Genomic DNA, 23,696 nt, shown 5'->3' with positions numbered 1-23,696 from the left:
CCACCCCCTTGCCTCTACTATCGAAAAGAGGGATGCCCAGGCATCCCGTTTTCTCCCCAGGGAAAGCACAACGATAACAAGCGAGTGAAAGGGGAATTATGATTACACACATCAATCCAGTGGGCAGCATGGACCTGCTGTCCCAGCTCGAGGTGGATCGCCTCAAGCAGACCGCCTCCAGCGATATCTATCAACTGTTTCGCAACTGCTCGCTGGCGGTGCTCAACTCCGGCAGCCACACCGACAGCTCCAAAGAGATACTGGAGCGCTTCAAGTCCTTCGATATTCACGTGATCCGGCGCGAGCGCGGGGTCAAACTAGAGCTGTTCAACGCCCCCGAGCATGCCTTCGTCGACGGCGAGATCATCCGCGGCATCCAGGAGCACCTCTTCTCCGTGCTGCGGGACATCCTCTATGTGTCGACCCAGCTGGAATCAAACCGCCTGGTCAACCTGACCAGCTCCACCCACATCTCCAACGTGGTGTTCGCCATCCTGCGCAACGCCAAGGCAATCCTGCCCGGCGCCGACCCCAACCTGGTGGTCTGCTGGGGCGGCCACTCCATCAACGAGGTGGAATACCAGTACACCCGGGCGGTGGGGAGCGAGCTGGGGTTGCGCGAGCTGAACATCTGTACCGGCTGCGGTCCGGGCGCCATGGAGGGCCCCATGAAGGGGGCTGCCGTCGGCCACGCCAAGCAGCGGGTGCGCAATGGCCGCTACATCGGCCTCACCGAACCCTCCATCATCGCCGCCGAGCCGCCGAACCCCATCGTCAATGAACTGGTCATCCTGCCTGACATCGAGAAGCGGCTGGAAGCCTTCGTGCGCCTGGGGCACGGCATCATCATCTTCCCGGGTGGGGTCGGCACCGCCGAGGAGCTGCTCTATCTGCTCGGCATCATGATGCACCCGGCCAACGATCGCCAACCCATCCCCATCGTGCTGACCGGCCCGAAGGAGAGCGCGGACTACTTCCGTGCCATCGATGACTTCGTCAAGGCGACCCTGGGGGAAGCGGCCACCAGCCTCTACCGCATCATCATCGGCGATGCCCCCGAGGTGGCCCGCGTGATGAAGGAAGCGATGCCGAAGATCCGCGAATACCGCAAGTCGGTGGGGGATGCCTACTCCTTCAACTGGTCCCTGCGCATCGAACCGGAGTTCCAGCTACCGTTCGAGCCGGATCACGCCAGCATGGCCAGCCTGGATCTGCACCGCAACCAGCCGCCCCAGTTGCTGGCGGCCAACCTGCGCCGCGCCTTCTCTGGCATCGTCGCCGGCAACGTCAAGGAAGGGGGCATCCGGGCCATCGAGAAGAAGGGCCCCTTCAAACTGCACGGCGACAAGGAGCTGATGCACCTGATGGACAGGTTGCTGGAGAGCTTCGTCAAGCAGCAGCGCATGAAGCTGCCGGGCAGCCAGTACATCCCCTGCTACGAAATCGTGAAGTGAGATGTCACCGGATGAAGAAGGGGCCGCAAGGCCCCTTTTTCATGTCCGCCCCTTCCTCCCAGCAGGGTTAGCATGGCGTCCATCCCTTGTTACAATGAGCCCCCCGACGCCCGAGAATGCCCCATGCCACACCTGCTCATCATCGATGCCCTCAACCTCATCCGCCGCCTGCACGCGGTGCAGAACCAGCAAGGGCTGACTCCGGCCCAGGCTCTGATCGCCACCCGCGCCAACCTCATCAACACCACCAGAAAGCTGCTGGCCAGCAGCGAGCCGACCCACGCCATCGCGGTCTTTGACGGAGAGAGTGGCACCGAGGTGCACAGCTGGCGCAAGGAGGTCTATCCGGCCTACAAGGAGGGGCGTACGCCCATGCCGGACGAGCTGAGAGAGGGACTGGCCGATCTGCAGGATGCCTTCTGGGAGTGTGGCGTCGATGCCCTGCTCTCCCAGACCGACGAGGCGGACGATCTTATCGCCACCCTGGCCAGCGGCCTTGCCCAGCATGGGGGCAGAGCGACCATCATCTCCACCGACAAGGGCTTCTGCCAGCTCATCTGCCCGCAGATCCGGATCCGCGACTACTTCAACAAGCGCTGGCTGGACGCCGCCTTCGTGCAGCAGCAGTACGGCGTCGCCCCGGCGCAGCTCGTGGACTTCTGGGCCCTGACCGGCATCGGCGGCTCCAACATCAGGGGCGTGCCGGGCATAGGCCCCAAGACTGCCACCCAGCTGTTGCTGCAATACGGGGACCTGGCCGCCATGCTGACCGCCTGCGAGCAGGAGGATGCCGCCAGGCCCCTGCTCAAGTTGCGCCAGCACAAGGAAGAGGCCCTGCTGGCCCGGCGGCTGGTGCAACTGCAGCGTGACATTCCTCTTGGGTTCAACCTCAAGGAGATCCGCTATCCGCCCGACGCCGGTGCACAGGCGTGATCCCCAGCACGCCATGGCACAGTGGGAGGCCGTACCTGTTGACATAAATGGGATATATGTAAAGAAACATGGAGGAAGTGATGCAAAAATGGTATAAATCCGCCGAATCCTCTCCCTCTGTTCCCTAGAAGTGGATACGTCTCATGTCAAAAAGAAAAATTACCGTCATCCCGGGCGACGGCATCGGCCCCAGCATCATCGAATCCGCCATCCAGATCCTGACCCACGCCGGTTGTGATTTCGAATACGAATATGCAGACGCCGGTCTGGTGGCGCTGGAGAAGCACGGCGAGCTGCTGCCCCAGGCCACGCTGGACCTGATTGAGAAGAACAAGGTCAGCCTGAAGGGCCCGCTCACCACCCCGGTCGGCGGCGGCTTCACCTCCATCAACGTATCCCTGCGCAAGAAGTTCAACCTCTACGCCAACGTGCGCCCCGTGCTTTCCTTCAAGGGCACCAAGAGCCGCTACGAGAACATCGACATCATCACGGTGCGCGAGAACACCGAAGGGATGTACTCCGGTGCCGGACAAAAGCGCAGCGACGACAACCAGAGCGCCGAGGCGATGAGCATCATCACCCGGGAAGGGGCTGCACGCATCGTCACCTTCGCCTTCGAGCTGGCCCGCCAGGAGGGACGCAAGAAGGTCACCATCATCCACAAGGCCAACATCCTCAAATCCACCTCAGGCCTGTTCCTGGAAGTGGCTCGCGAGATCGCGGCCCGCTACCCGGACATCCAGAGCGAAGAGATGATCGTCGACGCCGCCTGCATGAATCTGGTGATGTACCCTGAGCGCTTCGATGTGATGGTCACCACCAACCTGTTCGGCGACATCCTCTCGGATCTGTGCGCCGGCCTGGTAGGCGGTCTGGGCATGGCCCCGGGTGCCAACATCGGGGATGGCGCCGCCATCTTCGAAGCGGTGCACGGCTCTGCACCGGACATCGCTGGCAAGAACATCGCCAACCCCACCTCGGTGATCCTCGCCTCCATCCAGATGCTGGAGTACCTGGGCATGCAGGACAAGGCCGAGCGCATTCGCGAGGCGGTCCGCGCGACCATCGAATCCGGTGATCGGGTGACCCGGGATCTAGGGGGCTCCGCGTCCACCAGCGAATTCACCCAGGCCATCATAGAACGTCTGTAAAACAGGTCTAACCAATTGATTTAAAAAGGGAGCTTCGGCTCCCTTTGTTTTATGCCGGATCCGCCTTCCTCCCTCGCCAGATGAATACTATGTTCTTAGGAGGGATAAGGAGATCCACTATGCGTGCTACTTTCATCTTGCTGATCGTCAGCAGCAGTACCCTGGCATTAGACAGGCCCATCGAGAACGCCTGGCTGACACCGCCACCCCAGCATGAACAACCGGCCAAGCAGACCTGGCAGTCCACCCTGGATACCAACGATCTGCTCAAGACGCCCAAGCCGCTCTCCCTGGGCGTGGACATCATCACCGACAGCAATGGCGGCAAGCAGATCAGCGCCTACCAGAAGTTGAACCTGACCGCCGAGAAGAGCGTCAGCCTCTCCTTCGAGAAGCAAAGACCCAGGATCAAGTTCAATGCCGGTGGCATCAATACCTCGGTCAAGTTGCGGGGCGATGGCGTCAAGATGCAGTTCAATCCCACCGACAAGACCATTCCCCTCCAGATCGAGGTCAAGATCACCGATGACGAGTCCATGATGCGCTTTGACTACCGCTTCTGAGGGCATCGCCCACAAAAAAACCGGACGTTGCCGTCCGGTTTTTTGTTCAGGAGCACATTCGCAACATCAGGCCTTGGGCGTCAGCTTGGAGACCCAGTACTTGTTGAAGACATGCACCGTGATCTCTTCGCGGTCATGGTAGAGCTGCTTGGCCTGGATCACGAAGCTGTTGTCGATCTCCCTGAGCATCTCCCGCAGCACCTCGATGTTGTGCACCGCCTCGGCGTAACGCTTCTTCATCGGCAGCTTGAGGTTGAACATGGCCTCCTGGCAGTCGTTCTCCCGGAACCAGTCGGCGACCATGTGGGTCACCCGTGCCGGCTTGTCCACCATGTCGCACACCAGCCAGTAGGTGTTCTTCTTGCTCGGCCGCCAGACGAAGCCGTCGTCACGGATGTGCTTGACCTGGCCGGTATCCATCAGGGACTGGGCCATCATGCCGTTGTCCACGGCGGTCACCATCATGCCGCGGCGCACCAGCTGATAGGTCCAGCCGCCGGGGCAGGCCCCGAGATCCACCGCCTTCAGGCCGGAGCAGAGGCGCAAGTCCCACTCTTCCCGCGGCACGAAGACATAGAAGGCCTCTTCCAGCTTGAGGCTGGAGCGGCTCGGGGCGTCCGCCGGGAAGCGCAGACGCGGGATCCCCATGTGGAAGGCGGAGTTGTTGAAGGAGTAGGAGTAACCCAGCATCACATGATCATTGGCCAGGAAGAAGGCGTGGAACACCGGGCGATGCGGCGTCTCCTTCTTGGTCAGGATCTCGTTGCTGCGCAGCGCCTGACGCAGCGGCACGGTGAACTTGCGGCAGAAGGCGGAGAGCTCCTTCGCCTCGTTGGTATCGGCCGTCTCCACCCGCAGATCGCCGCAGATGGCGTAGTCCCGGGCCGCCTCCAGAATGGGAGTGACCCGATCCGAGAGATCGAGATCCTTCAGCTCGCAGGTCACCACCAGCATCTGGCGGATGAAGATGAGCTCCCGGAACGGCAGCTTGCGAGCGAGCAGGTCGGCCTGCTCCTCGTCATACAGTTCGAAGAGCACATAACCGCTGTCGTCCTTGACCCGGGCAAAACCGTAGCACTGCATGTTGCTGGCGCGCTCGGTGATCTCTGCCGCCGCCTCTTTCTCAAAACCCGGGCGGCAATAAAGCAGCAGATTATTCATTTTTTCCTCCAAGACGACAGCCAGCCCAGATCAGGGCTGCCCATCCCAACATAAAACAGAGGCCACCGGCCGGGGTAACAAGCCCCAGCCCCTTGCTGCCAAGCAGCACCATGGCATAAATACTGCCGGAGAACCCCAGGATCCCCAGCACAAAGGCAGTGCCCGCGAAGGTAATCACCTTGCTGCGCACGCCGCACCACCCCAGCACCAACAGGGCCAGGGCGTGGAAAAACTGATACTGCACGGCGGTATTGAACGCCGCCAGCAGCGCGGGGGCGATACCGGTCGCCGCCAGTCCGTGGGCGCCATAGGCCCCCAGCATGGTGGCCGTCAGACCGAAGAAGCCCGCCAGCACCAGCCAATGTCGATGGATCTGCATCCTCTCTCCTTGCTCTCTTCTCGCCGCGACTCGCCAGCCTGCATCAGGAGTGGCCCGTCGCCGCGACAAAGCCCTTGATCCGCTCTGCGGCCAGACGCAGGTTTTCCTGCTCACTCAGGCCGCTCGCCTTCCTCGGCTTGAAACCATGATCCCCATCGGTCAGCCAGTGGACCGATACAGCGGGTGAGAAGGGGAAATCGGCCAGTTCGGCGCGAGAACCGAAGGTATCGCGCTCCCCCTGCAGCAGCAGGGTGGGCGTCGTGATCTGCTTGAGCACCTCCCCTCGCCAGCGCTCGGGCTTGGCCGGGGGGTGGAAAGGATACCCGAGAACGATCAATCCTGCAGCATTCATCTCGCCGTCCCCGTCCTGAAACAGCTCGGCCGCCATCCGCCCTCCCATGGATTTGCCCGCCAGAAACAGCCTGGGATGGGCAAACTCCCGCACCATCTCGCGCCAGTGCGCGAGCAGCACGGGCTGCCGGTCCGGCGGACGGCGCTTGCCATCCTGTGCCCGCTTGCTCATGTAGGGGAAATTGAAACGCACTACCTCGATGTCCGGCCCCGCCAGCAGGCGCGACAGCTCGGCGAGAAAGGCGTGCTCCATGCCCGCTCCCGCGCCGTGGGCCAGCAGAATGCGAACGGGGGCGTCGCTCGCCCCCTCTCTTGTCAGGTCACTCATCCAATTCTCCCTCGACAGTGGCGTTGCCCGTCAGGCATCCGCGAGACGGGCCCGGCGGCGCGCCTCCTCCTGCTCCACCAGCTCCAGCATCCAGTCGCGGAAGGCCACTATCTTGCCCTGATCGGACTGCTGCTCCTGGCACACCAGATAGAAGGCGTTCTTGCTCACCAGTACCTGCTCGAACGGACAGATGAGGCGCCCGGCCTCGATCTCGGGCTGGGCCAGCACGCTGTGGCCCAGCGCCACCCCCTGGCCGTGGATCGCCGCCTGGATCACCATGGTGGAGTGGCTGAAGATGGGCCCCTGGTTGACGTTGGGGGCATCGATATCGAGCTGGCGGAACCAGGCCTTCCAGTCGCGTCGGGAGGTGTCGTGCAACAGGGTGTGGCGGGTCAGATCGTCCGGGGTGCGCAGCGGCTTGGGGCCCGTCAGCAGCAAGGGCGAGCAGACCGGGATCAGGTATTCGGTGTGCAGCTTGTCCGAGCGCAGGCCCGGCCAGTTGCCACGGCCATAGTAGATGGCCACGTCCACGTCGTCGGTCAGCGACCCCTCGTCCATGTCCACCGCCTTGATCCGCACGTCGATGTCGGGGTGGCGCTCGCTGAATTTCACCAGCCTGGGCACCAGCCACTGGATGGCGAAACTCGGCTGCAGGGAGACGGTAAGCGCCCCCTTGGCGCTGCGGGCCAGCAGCTTGTCGGTCGCCTCCGAGATGGAGGCGAATATGTCCTTGATGTCGAGGAAGTAGCTCTGTCCCTCCTCGGTCAGCAGCAGGGAGCGGTTCTTGCGGCGAAACAGCTTGATGCCGAGGTACTCTTCCAGCGCCTTGATCTGGTGGCTGATGGCGGCCTGGGTCACGAACAGCTCTTCTGCTGCACGGGTAAAGCTCAAGTGACGAGCCGCGGCTTCAAACGCTTTCAGGGCATTGAGCGGGGGTAAACGACGAGACATGGAATCGGCCGACGATGAATTTTTCTAATGGGGCGCATTATAAATTGTCGGTTGCGGGTCGACCAGTGAATAAACATAATTCGCCCTGCAATTCGTTGTCATATGGCTCACACCTTTTCTTCCATGTTGGTTTACATGTGGTTTTTGTGAGTGAGTCGACAAAGATTGTGGTGTTGTGTTTCTTCCTCTGCGGGAAGAAGGGCTAAATCAGTGCGATTTAACCCAGTCTGTCATCTGAATGTGTTTGGCGCCTCCCCTTGGATGGCGCCTTTTTTCTTATGTCTACACCCGGAACTGCCCCACCAGCTGCTGCTGTTTGTCCGCCAGCTGCGACAGCTCCCGTCCGTTGTCGGCGGAGGTGGCCGCCTCCGCCCTGATGGTGTGGCTCACGTCACGGATATTGCTGACGTTGCGGTTGATCTCGTCCGCCACCCCGCTCTGCTCCTGTGCGGCCCTCGCAATCTGCTCGTTCATCTGGTGAATGGTGCCGACCGCCTGGATGATCTGCTCCAGCACGCGGACTGACTGCTCCACCTTGGTGAGGGTCACATCCGCCTGGCTGTGGCCGGTCAGGATCGCCTTCACCACCGCCTCCGTCCCCGACTGCAGCTGGCCGATGAGGCTCTGGATCTCGACGATGGCGTTCTGGGTGCGGCCCGCCAGGTTGCGCACCTCGTCCGCCACCACGGCGAAGCCGCGTCCCTGCTCGCCCGCCCGCGCCGCCTCGATGGCGGCATTGAGTGCCAGCAGATTGGTCTGCTCGGCGATCCCCTGGATCACCACCAGGATGTCGTTGATGTTGTCGCTGTTGGCGGCCAGGTGCTCCACCACAGGTTTTGCGTCGCTGATCACCGTCATCAGTTTCGACATGGCCTCCTGCGTCTGCGCCACCACGGCCTTGCCCTCCTGTGCTGCCATGTCCGCCTCGTTGGCCGCACTCACCGCCGAATTGGCGTTGCCGGCCACCTGCAGGGCGGTGGCGCTCAGCTCCTCGAACGCCGTCGCCACCAGGTCCACCTCCTGATACTGGGACTGCATGCCGGCGCTGGTTCGCTCAGCCCCCTGGGCCGCCAGGACGGCACTGGCCCGGGTGCCGGACACTGTGTCGATCACCTGGCTGATGGTGGATTGCAGCTTGTCCAGGAAGTTGTTGAACCACTTGGCCAGCTCGCCTATCTCGTCATCCCGCTGCAGCACGATGCGCTGGGTCAGATCCCCCTCGCCGCTGGCGATGTCCTTGAGGCGGGCCACCACGGTGCGGATCGGTGCAACGATACGCTGCGCCATCAGCCAGATGCAGAGCAGGGCGAAGGCCGAGATCCCCCCACCAATGAGGAGCTGGGTGGCTACGCTGCGCTGGGACTGATCCTCCAGCTCCCCTTGCAGCTGCAAGGCCGATGCCAGCACCACGGCGCGGGGCAGTTCGACGTAGATGCCCCACTTGCGATCCGTGCCGCGCATGCTCACCGGCACGAACGTCTGCAGCAGGGCACCGTCCGGGCTCCAGCGGGTCGCCACCTCCCCCCTGGCGAGCCAGCCTTTGAGATCCTGCGCCAGGTTCTGCTGCTCCAGCAGGTTGCCGAGCTCGACCTTGAAGCCCTGCACGCCGGCCACCCGTCCCTCGCTGCTGAGCAGGAGCACCTTGCCCTGCCCCTGATAGAGCGTCTTGTCCATCTCCTCCACCAGGCTCTGCAACGTGGCGAGAGAGATGTCCACCCCGACCATGCCGAGCAGGTTCCCCTCCTCCAGCATGGGGACGGTCACCGACGTCATCAGCACCTGCTGGTTGCCCACGTCATCCACATAGGGTTCCAGCAGGCAGAGCGCCTTGCTGCGCACGCTGCAACCGTACCACTCGTTGTTCGGGCTGCCGTGCTCGGATGGCTTGTCGTCGGCCAGCATCGCCTCGTCCATCACCTCCAGGGTCACCTTGCCATCGACCCTGGCCCAATAGCTGGAGAAACGCCCCTTGTCGTTGGCCCCGAGCGCCGTCGATCCCTGGTAGTTGTCATCCTCCCCGTCGAGCTGGTTCGGCTCGAACACCGCATAGACGCCGAGCAGGTTGGTCGACGACTCTGCCGCATCCTGCAGCTGCTGGTTCACCGCATTGCGCAGCGCCTCGGAGTGAACGAAGTTGTCTGCCGCGTTCTTGCGCTGGAACAGTATGCTCTCTGCCAAGAGGCTGGCCCTGAAGTAGGCCTCGTCGAGGTAGCTGGTCACCCTGGCCGCCTGGGTGGCGCCTATGGCCTGCATCCAGTTTTCTGCCGCGTGTTGTCCCTCAAGGGTGGTGGAGGTGAGCACCTGCTCCTGCATGCGGGCTGCGTTGAAGAGAGAGGAGGCAACCAGTGCGGCGGCACTGGCCAGGAGGCAGCAACCGGCAATCAGGGTGATCCGCCCCTGAACGGAAAGAGAACTCATGCCACGATTTCCTATCGTTTACGGAGGTGAACACTGTATCGGTTTTGGATACAAAAACTTAACTAAATCAACTCAGATCCAGGCTCAGTTGATTAATTTCCCCGGTCCCGGGCAGACCGACCACCAGACCCAGCAGACGGATGGGTTTTCCTTGAGCCCGTTGCAGCCCCTCGTGCAACAGATCGTGGAAGCGAACGGCCTGATAGCTGCCCTTGCGGTAGACGGTGGTTTGATGAAAGTCGGCAAACTTGAGCTTGATCCCCTGCCCCATCAGCATCTCCGCCGGGCAGGCCTTGGCAAAACGCAGCTCCAGCTCGGGGATGAGCCGGCTCAGTACCTCCCAGCAGGCTGCCTCGTCCAGCACGTCGCTGGCGAGCGTGGTCTCCACGCCTATGGTCTTGCGCACCCGCTGGGCCTGCACCGGCTGCTCGTCGTGGCCCCAGATGCGGCCGGCCAGCATCTCCCCGAGCTTGCCGAAACGGGCGATCAGCTCCTCGTTGCCGAGCTGGCGCGCATCCTCGCAGGAGTAAAGCCCGAGGGACTCCAGTCGATCCGCCGTCTTGCGACCGACCCCGGGCAGCTTGCCGAGGGGGAGCTGGCGCACGAACTCGTCCACCTCCCGGGGCCGTATCACGAACAGGCCGTCCGGCTTGCGCTGCTCGGAGGCGAGCTTGGCCAGGAACTTGTTCGGGGCCACCCCGGCCGAGGCGGTCAACCCCAGCTCGGCGTTGATCGCGGCGCGGATCTCCGTCGCCATCAGGGTGGCGCTGCCGCCGCAGTGGGGGCTCATCGTCACATCGAGGTAGGCCTCATCGAGAGAGAGCGGCTCCACCTGCTCGGTGTAGCGCCTAAAGATGGCTTGCAGCTGGCGGGAAGTCTCCTTGTAAACGGCCATCCGCCCGGGGATCAACACCAGCGGGGGGCAGAGCTTCCTGGCCAGGGCGCTCGGCATGGCGGAGCGCACCCCGAAACGGCGCGCCACATAGTTGCAGGTCGAGATGACGCCGCGCCGATCGGCGGCGCCGCCGATGGCGAGCGGCACGTCCCGCAGGGCCGGGTTGTCCCGCATCTCCACCGCGGCGAAGAAGCAGTCCATGTCGATGTGAATGATCTTTCGCATGTCGGGTCTGTTGTCGTGTCGATGCCGGCCATATGGCCACGGGCGGGGCGGCCTGCCGGCGACACCACTGTATGGATAACCAGTTTGTTGACTCATGCTACCCCAGCCCTGTCATTTCTACCAGTCTGCGAGCGGACGCGGCGGCATAGACTCTCAGGGCCACATCCACACGAGACTCAAGGAGGAGAGCATGAGCATCATCCGGGCGGGGCTCTGCCTGCTGTTGTTGCCACTGGCGACCATGGCCAAGGATCACCCGACGGCCGAGTGCAGCTGGTTGTACGAGCGCATCGAGATACTGGAAACCGCCATCAGGCAGGGAGATGAACTGGGCACCAGGGAGGAGCTGGCGAAGAGGAAGGCGGAGTTCAAGAAGAAGGCGTGCGGTCAATACGATTACTGAACGCCATATAAAAGCGAGCCGACCCAGGGTCGGCTCGCTTGCACGGGATGTTCCTGCCGGGGCAGATGCGTGCCGTCAGATGATGCGGTTATCCACCAGCATCTTGCGACGGGCCTCTTCCTTGGCCATCTTCTTCTTGCGGTTGTCGCAAGGCTCAGGGCAATCGCACTCCTTTTCGATACCTATGGTGCCGAGGCCCCCGCAGGATCCGGAGATGGATTTGCGCTGGAAGATGTAGCCGATGGCCATGGCCACCACGACCATCAGAAACACCCCGAAGGTGATCAGAAAGATCTGCATGTCGTTACCCCTTACTTCTTGACCAGATAAGGTTTGAAGGCATCCGAATACGCCTCTTCAAAACCGTCGTCCGTCTTGGTGATGGTGAAGATAGCCAATCCCCGCTCCTTGGCATAGGCCAGGCTCTTCTCCGTGCCCATGACCATGAACACGGTCGCCAGCCCGTCTGCGGTCATGCAGGAGGGGTGGATGACGGTCACCGACACCAGGCGGTGGGTGATGGGCTTGCCCGTCAGCGGATCCATGGTGTGGGAGAAGCGCTTGCCATCCAGCTCGTAGTAGTTGCGATAGTCCCCCGAGGTGGCCACGCCGTTGTCACCCGGAACTATCACTTCCTGCACAGTGCCGGCATTGGCGGTGGGCTTCTCGATGGCCACGCGCCAGGGATGCCCCTTGCCGTTGACGCCGTTGATCCGCAGCTCGCCGCCGATCTCCACCAGATAGTTGCGCGCCCCCTGGGACTCCAGGTATTCGGCCACCTTGTCCACCCCGAAACCCTTGGCAATGGCGGAGAGATCCACGTAAAGATCCGGGATGTCCTTTTGCAGGGTATCGGCGTCGACAGAGGTTATCACATGCAGATTGCCAAGGCCCGTTTTCTGCCGGGTCTGGGCGATCAGCTCATCGCTCGGTACCTTGGTCGGTTTTGCGTCCGGCCCAAAGCCCCACAGATTGACCAGGGGACCGACGGTGACGTCCAGCGCCCCCCGGCTCTCGCGGCCAATGTGAATGGCCTCGGTCACCACCCGCGCGGTATCGCGGGAGACCACCACAGGGGTCGAATCCTTGTGCTGGTTGAAACGCGACAGCTCGGAGTCGGGCCTGTAGGTCGACATCTGATCGTTGACCCGCTCCAGCAGCACATCGACTTCGGCCTGCAGCTTGGCCCCATCCTTGACGGCGTCATCCGCCACCTTGATGGAGTAGTAGGTACCCATGGTGCTGCCGGTGATGTGGATCTCCGGCTTGGATTGGACCGTTTCCTGACCGCACCCAGTCAAGAAAAAGGCTAGCCCGAAGGCTAGCCAGGTCTTTACAACGCTGTGCATGGATTAACCACCGAAGTCATCCAGCAGGATGTTCTCGTCTTCAACGCCGAGGTTTTTCAGCATGTTGATGACGGCGGCGTTCATCACGGGAGGTCCGCACATGTAGAACTCGCAATCCTCAGGCGCCTCGTGGCTCTTGAGGTAGTTCTCGAACAGCACGTTGTGGATGAAGCCGGTGTAGCCATCCCAGTTGTCTTCCGGTTGCGGATCGGACAGGGCGACGTGCCACTGGAAGTTGTCGTTCTCGGCGGCCAGCATGTCGAAGTCTTCGACATAGAACATCTCGCGCTTGGAACGGGCACCGTACCAGAAGCTCATCTTGCGCTTGGTCTTCAGACGGCGCAGCTGGTCGAAGATGTGGGAGCGCATCGGCGCCATGCCCGCACCACCGCCGATGAACACCATTTCGGCGTCCGTGTCCTTGGCGAAGAACTCGCCGAACGGACCGGAGATGGTCACCTTGTCACCCGCCTTCAGGCTGAAGATGTAGGAAGACATCTGGCCGGGAGGGGCAGTCCAGTTGCTGGGCGGCGGGGTCGCGATCCGCACGTTCAGCATGATGATGCCGAACTCTTCCGGATAGTTCGCCATGGAGTAGGCACGGATGATCGGCTCGTTGACCTTGGACTCCAGCTCGAAGATCTTGAAGCGATCCCAGTCACCGCGATACTCCTCGGGAATATCGAAGTTCTTGTACTGCACGTGGTGGGCAGGGGCTTCGATCTGGATATAACCACCGGCGCGGAACGGCACGCTCTCGCCATCGGGGATCTGCAGCTTGAGCTCCTTGATGAAGGTGGCCTTGTTGTCATTGGAAATGACGGTACAGTCCCACTTCTTCACGCCGAAGATCTCTTCCGGCAGCTCGATGTCCATGTCGGAACGGACGGTCACCTGGCAAGCCAGACGCTCGCCGTGACGGGCTTCGCCCTTGCTGATGTGATCCAGTTCGGTCGGCAGGATGTCGCCGCCGCCGGCTTTCACGCGCACCTTGCACTGACCACAGGAGCCGCCGCCGCCGCAGGCGGAGGAGACGAAGATACCGCTGCCGGCGAGCACGCCGAGCAGCTTGCCACCCGCCGGGCTGGTCACAGCCTTGGCCGGGTCGCCGTTGATGCTGATTGTCACGTCACCGGCGGTCACCAGCTTGGACTTGGCGAACAGAATGACTGCCACCAAGGCCAGCAGGATCACGGTGAACATGACCACACCCAGAATAATTTCCATCTATATTTCCTTTCCGATTACAGGGAAATACCAGAGAAGGACATGAAGCCCAGCGCCATCAGACCCGCGGTGATGAAGGTGATGCCGAGGCCACGCAGGCCTTCCGGAACATCGGAGTACTTCATCTTCTCGCGGATCCCTGCCATCGCAACGATGGCCAGCATCCAGCCTGCACCCGAACCCACGCCATAGACCACGGACTCAACAAAGTTGTAGTCACGCTGCACCATGAAGGAGACGCCACCGAAGATGGCGCAGTTCACGGTGATGAGCGGCAGGAAGATACCGAGGGCGTTGTAGAGAGCCGGGAAGTACTTGTCCAGCGCCATCTCCAGGATCTGCACCAGGGCCGCAATCACCCCGATGAAGGTGATGAAGCTCAGGAAACTGAGATCCAGGCCGGAGACCAGGGCACCGTCTTTGAGCACGTAGTTGTAGATCAGGTTGTTGGCCGGGACGGCAACGGTCTGAACCACGATAACGGCAATCCCCAGGCCCATGGCAGTCTTGACCTTCTTGGACACCGCCAGGAAGGTACACATCCCCAGGAAGAAGGAGAGCGCCAGGTTCTCGATGAAGATCGAGCGAATCAACAGACTGATATAGTGTTCCATACCTTAATCCTTCGCCTCCACCTGCTTGGGATCCTTGGTGCGCACGCCCCAGATGATCAGACCAATGATGAAGAACGCACTCGGCGGCAGCAGCAGCAGGCCGTTCGGCACATACCAGCCACCATTGTTCACCAGCGGCAGCAGTTCGATGCCGAACCAGGTGCCGGAGCCCAGGATTTCACGCACGGTGGCCACGGTCAGCAGCACGGCGCCATACCCCAGACCGTTGCCGATACCGTCCAGGAAGGAGGGCAGCGGGGCACTCTTCATGGCGTAGGCTTCGGCACGGCCCATCACGATACAGTTGGTGATGATGAGGCCGACGAACACCGACAGTTGCTTGGAGATGTCGTAGGCATACGCCTTGAGCACCTGGTCAACCACGATAACCAGCGAGGCAATCACCGCCATCTGGGCGATGATCCGCACGCTGTTCGGGATCTGGTTGCGGATCAGGGAGATGAACAGGTTCGAGAAGGCGGTGACCGCGGTAACGGCCAGCGTCATCACGAACGCCGTCTTCATCTGGCTGGTAACGGCCAGCGCGGAACAGACACCCAGCACCTGCAGTGCGATGGGGTTGTTGCCGAGCACAGGCGTCAACAGCAACTTCTTCATTTCGCTCTTGTCAGCCATTGTTGATTTCTCCTGCACGTACCTTGGCCAGGAAGGGACCGAAGCCCTTGGGGCCCATCCAGAAGTCGAAGGTGTGCTGTACACCATTACCGGTCAGGGTTGCACCAGACAGGCCGTCGATTTCATGCTCGGAGCCAGCCGGAGCATGGCCCTTGATCACCCGCAGCGCAGGCTGACCGCTCTGGTCGAACAGCTTCTTGCCGACGAACAGCTCGCGCCAGGCCGGGTTCTCGATCTCGCCACCCAGACCCGGGGTTTCGCCGTGATCGTAGTAGGTGATGCCCTTGATGGTCTGGCCGTCGGCCGCGACCGCCACGAAGGCGTACATGGTGGACCACAGACCCTGGCCGTAGATCGGCAGGATGATGTTGTCGACCTTGCCCTCGGCATCTTTCGCGAAGAACACGGGGACCAGCTTGGAGATCTGGCGCAGGCCTGCCTTGTCGTCGGCCGGAGCCAGACGAATGTTCTGGGCAGGATCCTTGGCAGCGACCTTGGTGTCGAAGTTGTCGGCGTCGCCGTCAACGAACTCACCGGTGGCCAGATCCACCAGACGCGCTTCAATCTTGTCGCCATACAGCTTGGCCAGGTCACGCTTGGCCACGGTGCTGACGTCGACGCCGGCGACGGACAGGATGTTGCTTTGCTTGTCCAGCGCCTTGTTTTCCAGCTGGGCCGGACGCAGACCCACGGCGGCCACGGAGACCACGATGGAGCAGACCAGACACAGACCGGTCACTACGGCAAGCGTGCCGGTAGTAGAGTCTTTATTAAACGCCACGTGCGATCCTCCGCTTGATGTTCGCCTGCGCCACGAAATGGTCAAACAAGGGGGCAAACAGGTTGGCAAACAGAATGGCCAGCATCATGCCTTCCGGGAACGCGGGGTTCACCACCCGGATCAGCACGACCATCACGCCGATGAGGGCGCCATACCACCACTTGCCCTTGTTGGTGAAGGCAGCGGAGACCGGATCGGTTGCCATGAAGGCCATACCGAAGGCGAAGCCACCCAGCACCAGGTGCCAGTGCCACGGCATGTTGAACATGGGGTTGGTGTCGGAACCGATGACGTTGAACAGCAGGGAAGTCGCAACCATGCCCACCATCACGCCGGCGATGATGCGCCAGGAGGCGATACGCATGTAGACGATCATGGCCGCACCGATGAGGATCATCAGGGTGGAGACTTCGCCGATGGAGCCCGGCAGGTTGCCGAGGAAGGCGTCCATCCAGCTGATGGCTTCACCGGTGGCACCGTTGATCAGCGCCATCTGGCCGCCCTGTGCCCACTGGCTCAGTGCAGTTGCGCCGGAGAAGCCGTCGACGGCAACCCAGACCGCATCACCGGAGATCTGACCCGGGTAGGCGAAGAACAGGAAAGCACGACCCGCCAGCGCCGGGTTCAGGAAGTTCTTGCCGGTACCACCGAACACTTCCTTGGCCAGCACCACGCCGAAGGTGATACCCAGGGCAGCTTGCCACAGGGGCAGCTCGGGCGGCACGATCAGGGCGAACAGGATGGAGGTCACGAAGAAGCCTTCGTTGATCTCGTGCTTGCGCACCATGGCGAACAGCACTTCCCAGAAACCACCGACGATGAAGACAGTGATGTAGATCGGGAAGAAGTGCGCCGCACCGATCAGCATCTTGCTGCCGACACCGGCCACGGCCGGATCCAGGGAGGCACCGAACAGGGTAGCCAGGGCGTATTGCCAGCTATCGGCACCGGCCGCGCTGCCCAGGTGGGCGATGGCGGCGATGGACTGGTTGCCGACGTTGTACATGCCCCAGAACATGGCTGGGAACACGGCCAGCCATACCATGATCATCATGCGCTTCAGATCGATGGCATCACGGACGTGGGCGGCATTGCGGGTCACGGAACCCGGGGTATAAAACAGGGTGTACGCCGCTTCGAACAGGGCATAGTACTTGGCGTACTTGCCACCCGGCTCGAAGTGATGTTCCATATTTTCAAGAAGTTGCTTGAAACTCATCGCTTAACCTTCCAGTTCGATCTTGGTCAGGCACTCACGCAAGACGGGGCCGTACTCTGTCTTGCCGGGGCAGACGAAGGTACAGAGCGCCAAATCTTCCTCATCCAGCTCCAGGCAGCCGAGCGCCTGCGCGCTGTCGGTGTCGCCGGAGATCAGATCCCGCAGCAGCAGGGTCGGCAGGATGTCGAGCGGCATCACGCGCTCATAGTTACCGATAGGCACCATGGAGCGATCACTACCGTTGGTGGTGGTAGTGAAGTTGATGAGTTTGCCCTTCATCAGATGAGAGAGGGTGGTACGGGTGATGGAGAACTTGTTGGCACTGGGTTTGACCCAGCCCATGAACTCTTTCTCGCGACCTTCGCCCAGCACGCTCACCTGATTGTGGAAGCGACCCAGGTAGTCGTGAACACCGTCAGCCTTGGCACCGCTCAGCAGGGAACCGGAGATGATGCGGTTCTCGTCCGCGCGCAGCTCGTTGTTGGTCAACTGGCTGAGGCAGGCGCCCATGCGGGTGCGCAGCAGGCGCGGCTTGATCACGTTCGGGCCGGCCAGGGAGATCACCTTGTCGGTGAAGATCTGGCCAGTGGTGAACAGCTTGCCGTAGGCGATCACGTCCTGATAGTTGATGTGCCACTGCACCTTGTTGGCACCGACCGGATCCAGGAAGTGGATATGGGTGCCCGGCAGACCGGCAGGATGCGGACCGACAAACACCTCTTCCTTGACCTGGGCCAGGGAGGCGTGCGGCAGGCTGCCTTCGCCCTTGCAGACGTAGACGGTGCCATCGGTCAGGCGGGTCAGCACGGCCAGACCGTCGAGGAAGGCCTGGGCCTGTTCCTTGATGATCAGCTCCGCACTGGCGGCCAGCGGGTTGGTGTCCATGGCGGTGACGAAGATGGCGCGCGGGGTGGAACCCACGGCCGGCACCTTGCTGAACGGGCGGGTGCGCAGTGCGGTCCATTGGCCTGATGCGACCAGGATCTCCTGCACCTTGCTGCGCTCGAGCTTGGCCAGCTCGGCGGAGGCAAAGTGCTCGAAGGTCACCTGCTCGTCGGACCCATCGATGTCGATGACAACGGATTGCAGAATGCGCTTGGCACCACGGTTGATCTCAGATACCACACCGGTGGCGGGGGCCGTGAATTTAACGCCGGGATTCTTCTTATCTTCGAAGAGCTCCTGACCTTTAATGACGCGATCACCTACTTTGACAAACATAGTAGGACGCATCCCCACGAACTCTTCGCCGAGTGTAGCAACACGGGTGATGGCCGGGCCATCGTAGATTACTTGCTCCGGAGCACCCAGCACGGGGATGTCCAGTCCTCTTTTAATTGTAATCATACTCACTTGCACTACCGTTAAGGGAAGACAGGTTGGTTAGCGCCGAGAAATACATCACGACGAGTTGTTGAATGAGCCCGTCAACATCGCGAATCACTGTCGAAGAAATAAACAAATCAGCAACATACAGGATCATTCAAAAGCGCCTGAGTTTACCACCTTAGGCAAGTTTGCCGCCACGCCAAATGGGGAAAATCCCCGTCCTATCACAAAATTAACCCTCACTGAATATTTCGCCCACGCCCTTGCACACCGTGGTTTTAAAGGATTTTTTGTTTTAATACCCAAATGTGGGTAATCAAACTTGCCGCGAGCATGGATTAGAAAAAATAATCCAACCACGCCTTTGACCCCGCTGAAACAGCCAGGCAAGAGGGCGGCATGCTCGTGACAAAATCGTTAGCCTCGCGCACAACCGCCCGGTGGCGGGCTCAGGCGAAGGGGGATTTGCTGACACACCCCGGCGTCTTGGGGGCCTCTTCCCGGGCCTGCCACTCGGCTTCTGTATAGGTATGCAGCGCCAGCGCATGGATGGCCCCCGCCAGCTCTTCCGCCAGCACCCCGTTGACCTGACGATGACGGCCCAGCAGGCGCTGGCCCTCGAACGCCTGGCTCACCACCACGACCTTGAAGTGGCTCTCGGAGCCCGGGGCCACCCTGTGCATGTAGCTTTCGTTGATCACCTCCAGATGGGTGGGGGCGAGGGCAGCGGCCAGCTTGGCCTCTATCTGTTGTTGCATGCTCACGGTGAAGACTCCTCTCGAATGTCCCGCCATTGTAGCCAGGGTTGCGTACCGGATGCATCAGGGGGACGGGAAATGGCCAGCCTCTTCGCTGCGGGCTGGTGAATTTCTCCGCCGCCGCTAGAATAGCGCCACTTTCCTGCCCGCCGGACAACATGGCGCGGGCGGTCGTCATCCATTCAGCAACACCTTGGACTTCTTTATTATGCAAACCCTGCTCGACATGGCCCACTGCCGCCTGACCCTGTACCGTTACCCGCGGCAGAGCCAGGATCCCTTGCAGGCCTGGGACGCGGCGGACGAGTATCTGATCAACCAGTTGGCCGAGCATCCCCTCGAGCAGGACGGCCCCGTCATCATCATGAACGACGGCTTCGGCGCCCTGGCGGCCTACCTCTACGACCACTCTCCCGTCTGCGTGACCGACTCCCACATCAGCGAACGGGCCACCCTGGCCAACCTGGCGGAGAACGGCCTGGACAGCGGGACTGTCACCCTGCAGGATGCCCTGGCGCCCCTGCCAGACGCGCCCGCCCTGGTGGTGATCAAGGTCTCCAAGTATCAGGCGCTGCTGGAACAGCAGCTGCTGGCCCTGCGCCAGGTGGTCACCCCGGCCACCCGGGTGCTGGCCGCCGGCAAGGCCAAGGACATCCACACCTCCACCCTCAAGCTGTTCGAGAAGTATCTGGGGGAGACCCGCACCTCGCTCGCCTGGAAAAAGGCACGCCTCATTCACTGCACGCCCGCGGCCGAACGGCCCACGCTGGCCAACCCCTTCCCGACCGTCTGGCCGCTGGAAGGCACCACCATGCAGATCCACAACCACGCCAACGTGTTTTCGCGCACCAGCCTGGATATCGGTGCCCGCTTCATGCTGGACAACCTGCCGATCCACAGCGCCCGCAAGGTGATCGATCTGGGCTGCGGCAACGGCGTGCTGGGGCTCTCCCTGCTGGCGCGGGACAGCGAGGTGGAGGTGACCTTCATCGACGAATCCCACATGGCGGTGGCCTCGGCCCGCCTCAACGTCGAGCACAACCTGCCGGATGCCCTGCCCCGGGCCCGCTTCCTGGTCAACAACTGTCTCGACGACGTGCCCGCCGGAGCAGCGGACAGGATCCTCTGCAACCCCCCCTTCCACCAGCTGCAGGCGATCACCGATCACATCGCCTGGCAGATGTTCAGCGATGCGCACCGGGTATTGCCTCAAGGGGGGGAACTCTGGATAGTAGGCAACCGTCATCTGGACTATCACAACAAACTCAAGCGCCTGTTTGGCAACGCACAAGTCGTTGCGTCGAACAGCAAATTCGTTATTTTGAAAGCCATCAAACGCTAAAGACAAAGCTAAAGGAAACCCATGATGAAAAAGTCACTCTTGCTGCTGGCAGCCCTGGTGCTGGGTGGTTGTGCCACTCACTGGCCGGAGAGCGCACTGATCAACCCGCAGGTCATCCCCTCCAACCAGCAGTACTACTCTGGCAACCGCATCACCATGGAAGGGGTGGACAATCGTGAAGCCGCCTATGTCTTCTCCATCAAGAAGAAAGAGAAGGCCCCTGTGCTGGTCAACAGCAGCCAGCCCCTCAACAACCTGCTGGCGGAGAAGCTCGCCGAGGGTCTGCGCAGCCAGGGCCTGGAAGTAGGCAACAGCGGCACCACCAACCTGACGCTGGCCATCACCACTGCCGCCGTCACCGTGGAAGAGAAGACCTTTACCTATGTCACCAAGTCCCGCGTCAGCCTGCAGGTGATCGCCGACTTCCAGGGCAGCAAGCTGACCAAGCAGTTCAACATGTCTTCCAGCAAGGAAGAGCCGGGTGAGCCGAGCATGGCCGACCTCGAGTCGACCCTGAACCAGCAGCTCGGCAGCGTGCTGCAACAGATCATGGCGGATACCGCACTGCGCGGCTATCTCAAAGGCCAACCGAGCTGAGCGAGGAGATACCGATGAAGAAACTCTGGCTACTGGCCACCCTGATCGCCCCCCTGGCTTTCGCCGGCCCCAAAGTCCAGATGGAGACCAATCATGGCACCATCGTCGTGGAGCTGGCATCCAAGCAGGCGCCCCAGACGGTGAAGAACTTCCTGCGCTACGTGGCGGACGGCAGCTATGACGGCAGCCTGTTCCACCGGGTGATCCAGAACTTCGTGGTGCAGGGTGGAGGCTACAACCAGCAGTTCCAGCCGCTGCCGACCTTCGATCCCGTGGTCAATGAATCCCGGGGTGGCCTGCCCAACAAGCGCGGTACCATCGCCATGGCACGCACCCAGGCGGTCGACAGCGCCACCCGCCAGTTCTATTTCAACCTGGTGGACAACGACAACCTCAACGCCAATGCCGGCGCCGGTTACACCGTGTTCGGCCAGGTCGTGAAGGGCATGGAGGTGCTGGACAAGCTGGCTCAGGTACAGACCGGCTACAGCTCCATCCTGCGCGCCAACGACGTCCCCACCAGCCCCATCATCCTGAAGAAGGTGGTGTTGCTAGCGGACAAATAACGCGGGCCGGATCACATTCCGCCGCCCCCCTGAACGGGTCACCGCCCTCCTTTTCTATACTCTGCCCTTGCCCGATGATTGCGGGACACAAAAGCAGAGCGAGGAGGAGCCGGTGACCTGTCACGATTACATAGCCCAACACGCCGGCCCGCTGGCCCAGGCGGTTCGTCATTTCCTGGCACGGGAAATCCCCTATCACCAGCTGGAAGATTTGAGCTGGCAACTGCTCTCCCACTGGCAGGCCCTCCCCGTCATCCCCATGGACAAGACCCCCGCCAACGAGCGAGAAGGGGTGTTCTGGCACCTGCTGCACAGCCTGCATCTGTGGGATGAGCAGCAACTCGTCTGCGACACCTGGCTGCGCCTGCAGCTGATGGCCTGCGCCAACTTCCTCACCGCCGAGGGACCCTGCCCGGGTCACTGCATCGGTTCACGCCCCTGAATCCTGCCGGTCCCGCTCGGCTTGCCTTGGCTATGCCTCCCGAACCTGACAAAATGACCCCCTTTTCTCTGAGGAGTCAGGCAGTTGAACAACCTCCGCCCGCCCAGCCACACCCCAGGTCGCGCCACCCGCTGGCGAGATGCCCTCGCCGTCTATCTCGAAGCGCGGGTGCTCATCCTGTTTGCCATGGGGTTCTCCTCCGGTCTGCCGCTGCTGCTGGTCTTCGGCACCCTCTCGTTCTGGCTGCGCGAGGCGGATGTCAGCCTGACCGACATCGGCTACATGAGCTGGGTGGCGCTGGCATATGGCTTCAAATGGCTGTGGTCACCCCTGGTGGATCGACTGCCCCTGCCCCTGCTCTCCCGGCTGCTGGGACGGCGGCGCAGCTGGATGCTGCTCTCCCAGGTGTTGATCGCCCTCTCCCTGGTCGGCATGGCCTATTGCGATCCCAAGACCCAGCTCGCCCAGCTGGCCCTGTTCGCCCTACTGGTGGCTTTCGCCTCCGCCACCCAGGACATCGTCATCGACGCCTACCGTATCGAGTCTGCGCCAGAGCGGTTGCAGGCGGCCATGGCCGCCTCCTACATGACCGGGTACCGACTCGCCATGATCATGGCCGGGGCGGGGGCGCTGGCGCTGGCCGCCTGGCTTGGCAGCAACAGCGGCTATGACTACCGCGGCTGGCAGCTCACCTATCTCTTGATGGGGGGCCTGATGTCCCTCGGCGTCATCACCACCCTGTTCTGTCACGAGCCCGTCATCGACATTGCCGCCCAGAATGAACAGCAAGCGGAGCGCAAGGCGCAGCTGATAGCGCGGGGCTGGTCATCCTCCCTGGCCGGGCTCGGTGCCTGGACCTACGAGGCCATCTGGTGCCCGTTTGCCGACTTCTTCCGCCGCTACGGGACCTCGGCCCTGCTGATCCTCGGGCTCATCGCCTGCTATCGCATCTCGGACGTGGTGATGGGGGTGATGTCCAACAGCTTCTACGTGGACCTGCAATTCAGCAAGACGGAGGTGGCCACCATCACCAAGGTGTACGGCGTCATCATGACGCTGGTGGGGGCGGCGCTCGGGGGGGTGCTGGTGATGCGCTTTGGCACCTTGCGCATCCTGTTTCTCGGCGCCGTGCTGACCGCCAGCACCAACCTGCTGTTCGCCCTGCTCAACGAGGTGGGTCACGATCTGGAGCTGCTGACCATTATCATCTCCCTGGACAACCTCAGCGCCGGCATCGCCACGGCTGCGTTTGTGACCTATCTGTCGAGCCTGACCAACGTGGCCTTCTCGGCCACCCAGTACGCGTTGTTCAGCTCCATCATGCTGTTGCTGCCCAAGTTGCTGGCGGGGTTTTCCGGTCAGGTGGTCGAGCTTGTCGGCTACAGCCGCTTCTTCATCGGCACCAGCCTGCTCGGCGTACCGGTGATGATTTTGATCATCATTGTCGCCAAACGAAACAGTGGTTTGTCACCACAAACGAGCAAATAGCAAGCGTTTGCTAATTTTTGGGGGTGATTAGATTCACAAATCCTGACAAAGTTCCCTGGTGCTTGTTTATCCGTTGAATTTATTTGGCTAGAATCCCTCCCGCTCCTTGTGGGCAGGCTACGGAAAACCTCAACTA

At 61.6% G+C, this 23,696-nt stretch carries 25 protein-coding genes; 10 read left to right on the top strand and 15 right to left on the bottom strand.

The window, feature by feature from the left end; genetic code table 11:
* Positions 1-98: 98 nt before the first annotated feature.
* The 4 genes from ppnN to J9885_RS03250 all read left to right on the top strand — a co-directional run bounded on the left by ppnN (position 99) and on the right by J9885_RS03250 (position 4,101).
* The gene (gene ppnN, locus J9885_RS03265; RefSeq protein ID WP_043758673.1) at positions 99-1,454 is read left to right on the top strand and encodes a nucleotide 5'-monophosphate nucleosidase PpnN; all 1,356 of its coding nucleotides are present in this window, start codon (positions 99-101) and stop codon (positions 1,452-1,454) included.
* A 123-nt stretch (positions 1,455-1,577) separates the two neighbouring features.
* Positions 1,578-2,387, top strand: coding sequence for a flap endonuclease Xni (gene xni / locus J9885_RS03260; protein ID WP_210548082.1), 810 nt, complete (start codon positions 1,578-1,580; stop codon positions 2,385-2,387).
* A gap of 143 nt (positions 2,388-2,530) precedes the next feature.
* A complete protein-coding gene (locus J9885_RS03255) occupies positions 2,531-3,538 on the top strand; it encodes an isocitrate dehydrogenase (RefSeq protein ID WP_210548081.1) in 1,008 nt (335 codons plus the stop codon).
* A gap of 119 nt (positions 3,539-3,657) precedes the next feature.
* On the top strand, positions 3,658-4,101 hold the full coding sequence (locus J9885_RS03250; RefSeq protein ID WP_043807907.1) for a hypothetical protein: 444 nt from the start codon (positions 3,658-3,660) through the stop codon (positions 4,099-4,101).
* 66 nt (positions 4,102-4,167) lie between these two features.
* Here J9885_RS03250 and rlmM read toward each other — a convergent pair whose 3' ends face one another.
* From rlmM to dinB, 6 genes are all read right to left on the bottom strand, one after another.
* Positions 4,168-5,262: a 23S rRNA (cytidine(2498)-2'-O)-methyltransferase RlmM gene (gene rlmM / locus J9885_RS03245; protein WP_134696494.1), complete on the bottom strand. Its 1,095-nt coding sequence runs from the start codon at positions 5,260-5,262 to the stop codon at positions 4,168-4,170.
* Positions 5,255-5,641: a DUF423 domain-containing protein gene (locus J9885_RS03240; RefSeq protein WP_210548080.1), complete on the bottom strand. Its 387-nt coding sequence runs from the start codon at positions 5,639-5,641 to the stop codon at positions 5,255-5,257. The genes rlmM and J9885_RS03240 overlap by 8 nt, the downstream gene beginning before the upstream one ends.
* Before the next feature lie 43 nt (positions 5,642-5,684).
* A complete protein-coding gene (locus J9885_RS03235) occupies positions 5,685-6,320 on the bottom strand; it encodes an alpha/beta fold hydrolase (protein ID WP_043758653.1) in 636 nt (211 codons plus the stop codon).
* Positions 6,321-6,350: 30 nt separating this feature from the next.
* Entirely contained in the window at positions 6,351-7,271 is a 921-nt protein-coding gene (locus tag J9885_RS03230; protein ID WP_029313926.1) for a transcriptional regulator GcvA, read from the bottom strand.
* 282 nt (positions 7,272-7,553) lie between these two features.
* The gene (locus tag J9885_RS03225; RefSeq protein WP_210548079.1) at positions 7,554-9,689 is read right to left on the bottom strand and encodes a methyl-accepting chemotaxis protein; all 2,136 of its coding nucleotides are present in this window, start codon (positions 9,687-9,689) and stop codon (positions 7,554-7,556) included.
* Between the two features lie 67 nt (positions 9,690-9,756).
* Positions 9,757-10,809 carry a DNA polymerase IV gene (gene dinB, locus J9885_RS03220; RefSeq protein ID WP_134696498.1) on the bottom strand — a complete coding sequence of 351 codons (1,053 nt, stop codon included), beginning with the start codon at positions 10,807-10,809 and terminating at the stop codon, positions 9,757-9,759.
* 190 nt (positions 10,810-10,999) lie between these two features.
* Here dinB and J9885_RS03215 point away from each other — a divergent pair, with 190 nt between their 5' ends.
* A complete protein-coding gene (locus J9885_RS03215; RefSeq protein ID WP_043758644.1) occupies positions 11,000-11,212 on the top strand; it encodes a hypothetical protein in 213 nt (70 codons plus the stop codon).
* Positions 11,213-11,287: 75 nt separating this feature from the next.
* Here the strand turns inward: J9885_RS03215 and nqrM are convergent, their stop codons facing one another.
* The 9 genes from nqrM to J9885_RS03170 form a co-directional block, all read right to left on the bottom strand.
* On the bottom strand, positions 11,288-11,512 hold the full coding sequence (gene nqrM, locus J9885_RS03210) for a (Na+)-NQR maturation NqrM (RefSeq protein WP_043758642.1): 225 nt from the start codon (positions 11,510-11,512) through the stop codon (positions 11,288-11,290).
* Positions 11,513-11,523: 11 nt separating this feature from the next.
* Entirely contained in the window at positions 11,524-12,561 is a 1,038-nt protein-coding gene (locus J9885_RS03205; protein ID WP_134696500.1) for an FAD:protein FMN transferase, read from the bottom strand.
* Positions 12,562-12,564: 3 nt separating this feature from the next.
* On the bottom strand, positions 12,565-13,788 hold the full coding sequence (gene nqrF, locus J9885_RS03200; protein ID WP_210548078.1) for an NADH:ubiquinone reductase (Na(+)-transporting) subunit F: 1,224 nt from the start codon (positions 13,786-13,788) through the stop codon (positions 12,565-12,567).
* 17 nt (positions 13,789-13,805) lie between these two features.
* Complete coding sequence (gene nqrE / locus J9885_RS03195) at positions 13,806-14,402, bottom strand: NADH:ubiquinone reductase (Na(+)-transporting) subunit E (protein ID WP_005303538.1); 597 nt, start codon at positions 14,400-14,402, stop codon at positions 13,806-13,808.
* Positions 14,403-14,405: 3 nt separating this feature from the next.
* Positions 14,406-15,038 carry an NADH:ubiquinone reductase (Na(+)-transporting) subunit D gene (locus J9885_RS03190; RefSeq protein ID WP_005303545.1) on the bottom strand — a complete coding sequence of 211 codons (633 nt, stop codon included), beginning with the start codon at positions 15,036-15,038 and terminating at the stop codon, positions 14,406-14,408.
* On the bottom strand, positions 15,031-15,819 hold the full coding sequence (locus tag J9885_RS03185) for a Na(+)-translocating NADH-quinone reductase subunit C (RefSeq protein ID WP_210548077.1): 789 nt from the start codon (positions 15,817-15,819) through the stop codon (positions 15,031-15,033). The genes J9885_RS03190 and J9885_RS03185 overlap by 8 nt, the downstream gene beginning before the upstream one ends.
* A complete protein-coding gene (locus tag J9885_RS03180) occupies positions 15,809-17,038 on the bottom strand; it encodes an NADH:ubiquinone reductase (Na(+)-transporting) subunit B (protein WP_210548076.1) in 1,230 nt (409 codons plus the stop codon). Before J9885_RS03180 ends, J9885_RS03185 begins: the two co-directional genes overlap by 11 nt.
* A 3-nt stretch (positions 17,039-17,041) precedes the next feature.
* A complete protein-coding gene (locus J9885_RS03175; RefSeq protein WP_210548075.1) occupies positions 17,042-18,385 on the bottom strand; it encodes a Na(+)-translocating NADH-quinone reductase subunit A in 1,344 nt (447 codons plus the stop codon).
* Positions 18,386-18,816: 431 nt separating this feature from the next.
* A complete protein-coding gene (locus J9885_RS03170) occupies positions 18,817-19,125 on the bottom strand; it encodes a BolA/IbaG family iron-sulfur metabolism protein (RefSeq protein WP_043758663.1) in 309 nt (102 codons plus the stop codon).
* A gap of 208 nt (positions 19,126-19,333) precedes the next feature.
* On the opposite strand from J9885_RS03170, the gene J9885_RS03165 reads away from it, so the two are divergent.
* The 5 genes from J9885_RS03165 to J9885_RS03145 all read left to right on the top strand — a co-directional run bounded on the left by J9885_RS03165 (position 19,334) and on the right by J9885_RS03145 (position 23,560).
* A complete protein-coding gene (locus tag J9885_RS03165) occupies positions 19,334-20,467 on the top strand; it encodes a methyltransferase (protein ID WP_210548074.1) in 1,134 nt (377 codons plus the stop codon).
* 24 nt (positions 20,468-20,491) lie between these two features.
* On the top strand, positions 20,492-21,064 hold the full coding sequence (locus tag J9885_RS03160) for a YajG family lipoprotein (protein WP_043758626.1): 573 nt from the start codon (positions 20,492-20,494) through the stop codon (positions 21,062-21,064).
* Between the two features lie 14 nt (positions 21,065-21,078).
* Positions 21,079-21,630 (top strand): peptidylprolyl isomerase, encoded by a 552-nt coding sequence (locus J9885_RS03155; protein WP_104451740.1) that lies wholly within the window; start codon positions 21,079-21,081, stop codon positions 21,628-21,630.
* A gap of 112 nt (positions 21,631-21,742) precedes the next feature.
* Positions 21,743-22,072, top strand: coding sequence for a hypothetical protein (locus J9885_RS03150; RefSeq protein WP_210548073.1), 330 nt, complete (start codon positions 21,743-21,745; stop codon positions 22,070-22,072).
* Positions 22,073-22,258: 186 nt separating this feature from the next.
* Positions 22,259-23,560, top strand: a complete 1,302-nt coding sequence (locus J9885_RS03145) for an MFS transporter (protein WP_246876832.1) — start codon at positions 22,259-22,261, stop codon at positions 23,558-23,560.
* Positions 23,561-23,696: the final 136 nt, after the last annotated feature.

Source organism: Aeromonas sp. SrichE-2G (genome assembly GCF_017939565.1).
Lineage (GTDB): Bacteria > Pseudomonadota > Gammaproteobacteria > Enterobacterales > Aeromonadaceae > Aeromonas > Aeromonas taiwanensis.
Note: the sequence above shows the minus strand (reverse complement) of the source record. Positions and strands in the feature narration are given on the sequence as shown.

Coding starts and splice junctions, on each gene's coding strand:
- ppnN (WP_043758673.1), top strand. CDS start 99: ATGATTACACACATCAATCCAGTGGGCAGCATGGACCTGCTGTCCCAG.
- xni (WP_210548082.1), top strand. CDS start 1,578: ATGCCACACCTGCTCATCATCGATGCCCTCAACCTCATCCGCCGCCTG.
- J9885_RS03255 (WP_210548081.1), top strand. CDS start 2,531: ATGTCAAAAAGAAAAATTACCGTCATCCCGGGCGACGGCATCGGCCCC.
- J9885_RS03250 (WP_043807907.1), top strand. CDS start 3,658: ATGCGTGCTACTTTCATCTTGCTGATCGTCAGCAGCAGTACCCTGGCA.
- rlmM (WP_134696494.1), bottom strand. CDS start 5,262: ATGAATAATCTGCTGCTTTATTGCCGCCCGGGTTTTGAGAAAGAGGCG.
- J9885_RS03240 (WP_210548080.1), bottom strand. CDS start 5,641: ATGCAGATCCATCGACATTGGCTGGTGCTGGCGGGCTTCTTCGGTCTG.
- J9885_RS03235 (WP_043758653.1), bottom strand. CDS start 6,320: ATGAGTGACCTGACAAGAGAGGGGGCGAGCGACGCCCCCGTTCGCATT.
- J9885_RS03230 (WP_029313926.1), bottom strand. CDS start 7,271: ATGTCTCGTCGTTTACCCCCGCTCAATGCCCTGAAAGCGTTTGAAGCC.
- J9885_RS03225 (WP_210548079.1), bottom strand. CDS start 9,689: ATGAGTTCTCTTTCCGTTCAGGGGCGGATCACCCTGATTGCCGGTTGC.
- dinB (WP_134696498.1), bottom strand. CDS start 10,809: ATGCGAAAGATCATTCACATCGACATGGACTGCTTCTTCGCCGCGGTG.
- J9885_RS03215 (WP_043758644.1), top strand. CDS start 11,000: ATGAGCATCATCCGGGCGGGGCTCTGCCTGCTGTTGTTGCCACTGGCG.
- nqrM (WP_043758642.1), bottom strand. CDS start 11,512: ATGCAGATCTTTCTGATCACCTTCGGGGTGTTTCTGATGGTCGTGGTG.
- J9885_RS03205 (WP_134696500.1), bottom strand. CDS start 12,561: ATGCACAGCGTTGTAAAGACCTGGCTAGCCTTCGGGCTAGCCTTTTTC.
- nqrF (WP_210548078.1), bottom strand. CDS start 13,788: ATGGAAATTATTCTGGGTGTGGTCATGTTCACCGTGATCCTGCTGGCC.
- nqrE (WP_005303538.1), bottom strand. CDS start 14,402: ATGGAACACTATATCAGTCTGTTGATTCGCTCGATCTTCATCGAGAAC.
- J9885_RS03190 (WP_005303545.1), bottom strand. CDS start 15,038: ATGGCTGACAAGAGCGAAATGAAGAAGTTGCTGTTGACGCCTGTGCTC.
- J9885_RS03180 (WP_210548076.1), bottom strand. CDS start 17,038: ATGAGTTTCAAGCAACTTCTTGAAAATATGGAACATCACTTCGAGCCG.
- J9885_RS03175 (WP_210548075.1), bottom strand. CDS start 18,385: ATGATTACAATTAAAAGAGGACTGGACATCCCCGTGCTGGGTGCTCCG.
- J9885_RS03170 (WP_043758663.1), bottom strand. CDS start 19,125: ATGCAACAACAGATAGAGGCCAAGCTGGCCGCTGCCCTCGCCCCCACC.
- J9885_RS03165 (WP_210548074.1), top strand. CDS start 19,334: ATGCAAACCCTGCTCGACATGGCCCACTGCCGCCTGACCCTGTACCGT.
- J9885_RS03160 (WP_043758626.1), top strand. CDS start 20,492: ATGAAAAAGTCACTCTTGCTGCTGGCAGCCCTGGTGCTGGGTGGTTGT.
- J9885_RS03155 (WP_104451740.1), top strand. CDS start 21,079: ATGAAGAAACTCTGGCTACTGGCCACCCTGATCGCCCCCCTGGCTTTC.
- J9885_RS03145 (WP_246876832.1), top strand. CDS start 22,259: ATGGGGTTCTCCTCCGGTCTGCCGCTGCTGCTGGTCTTCGGCACCCTC.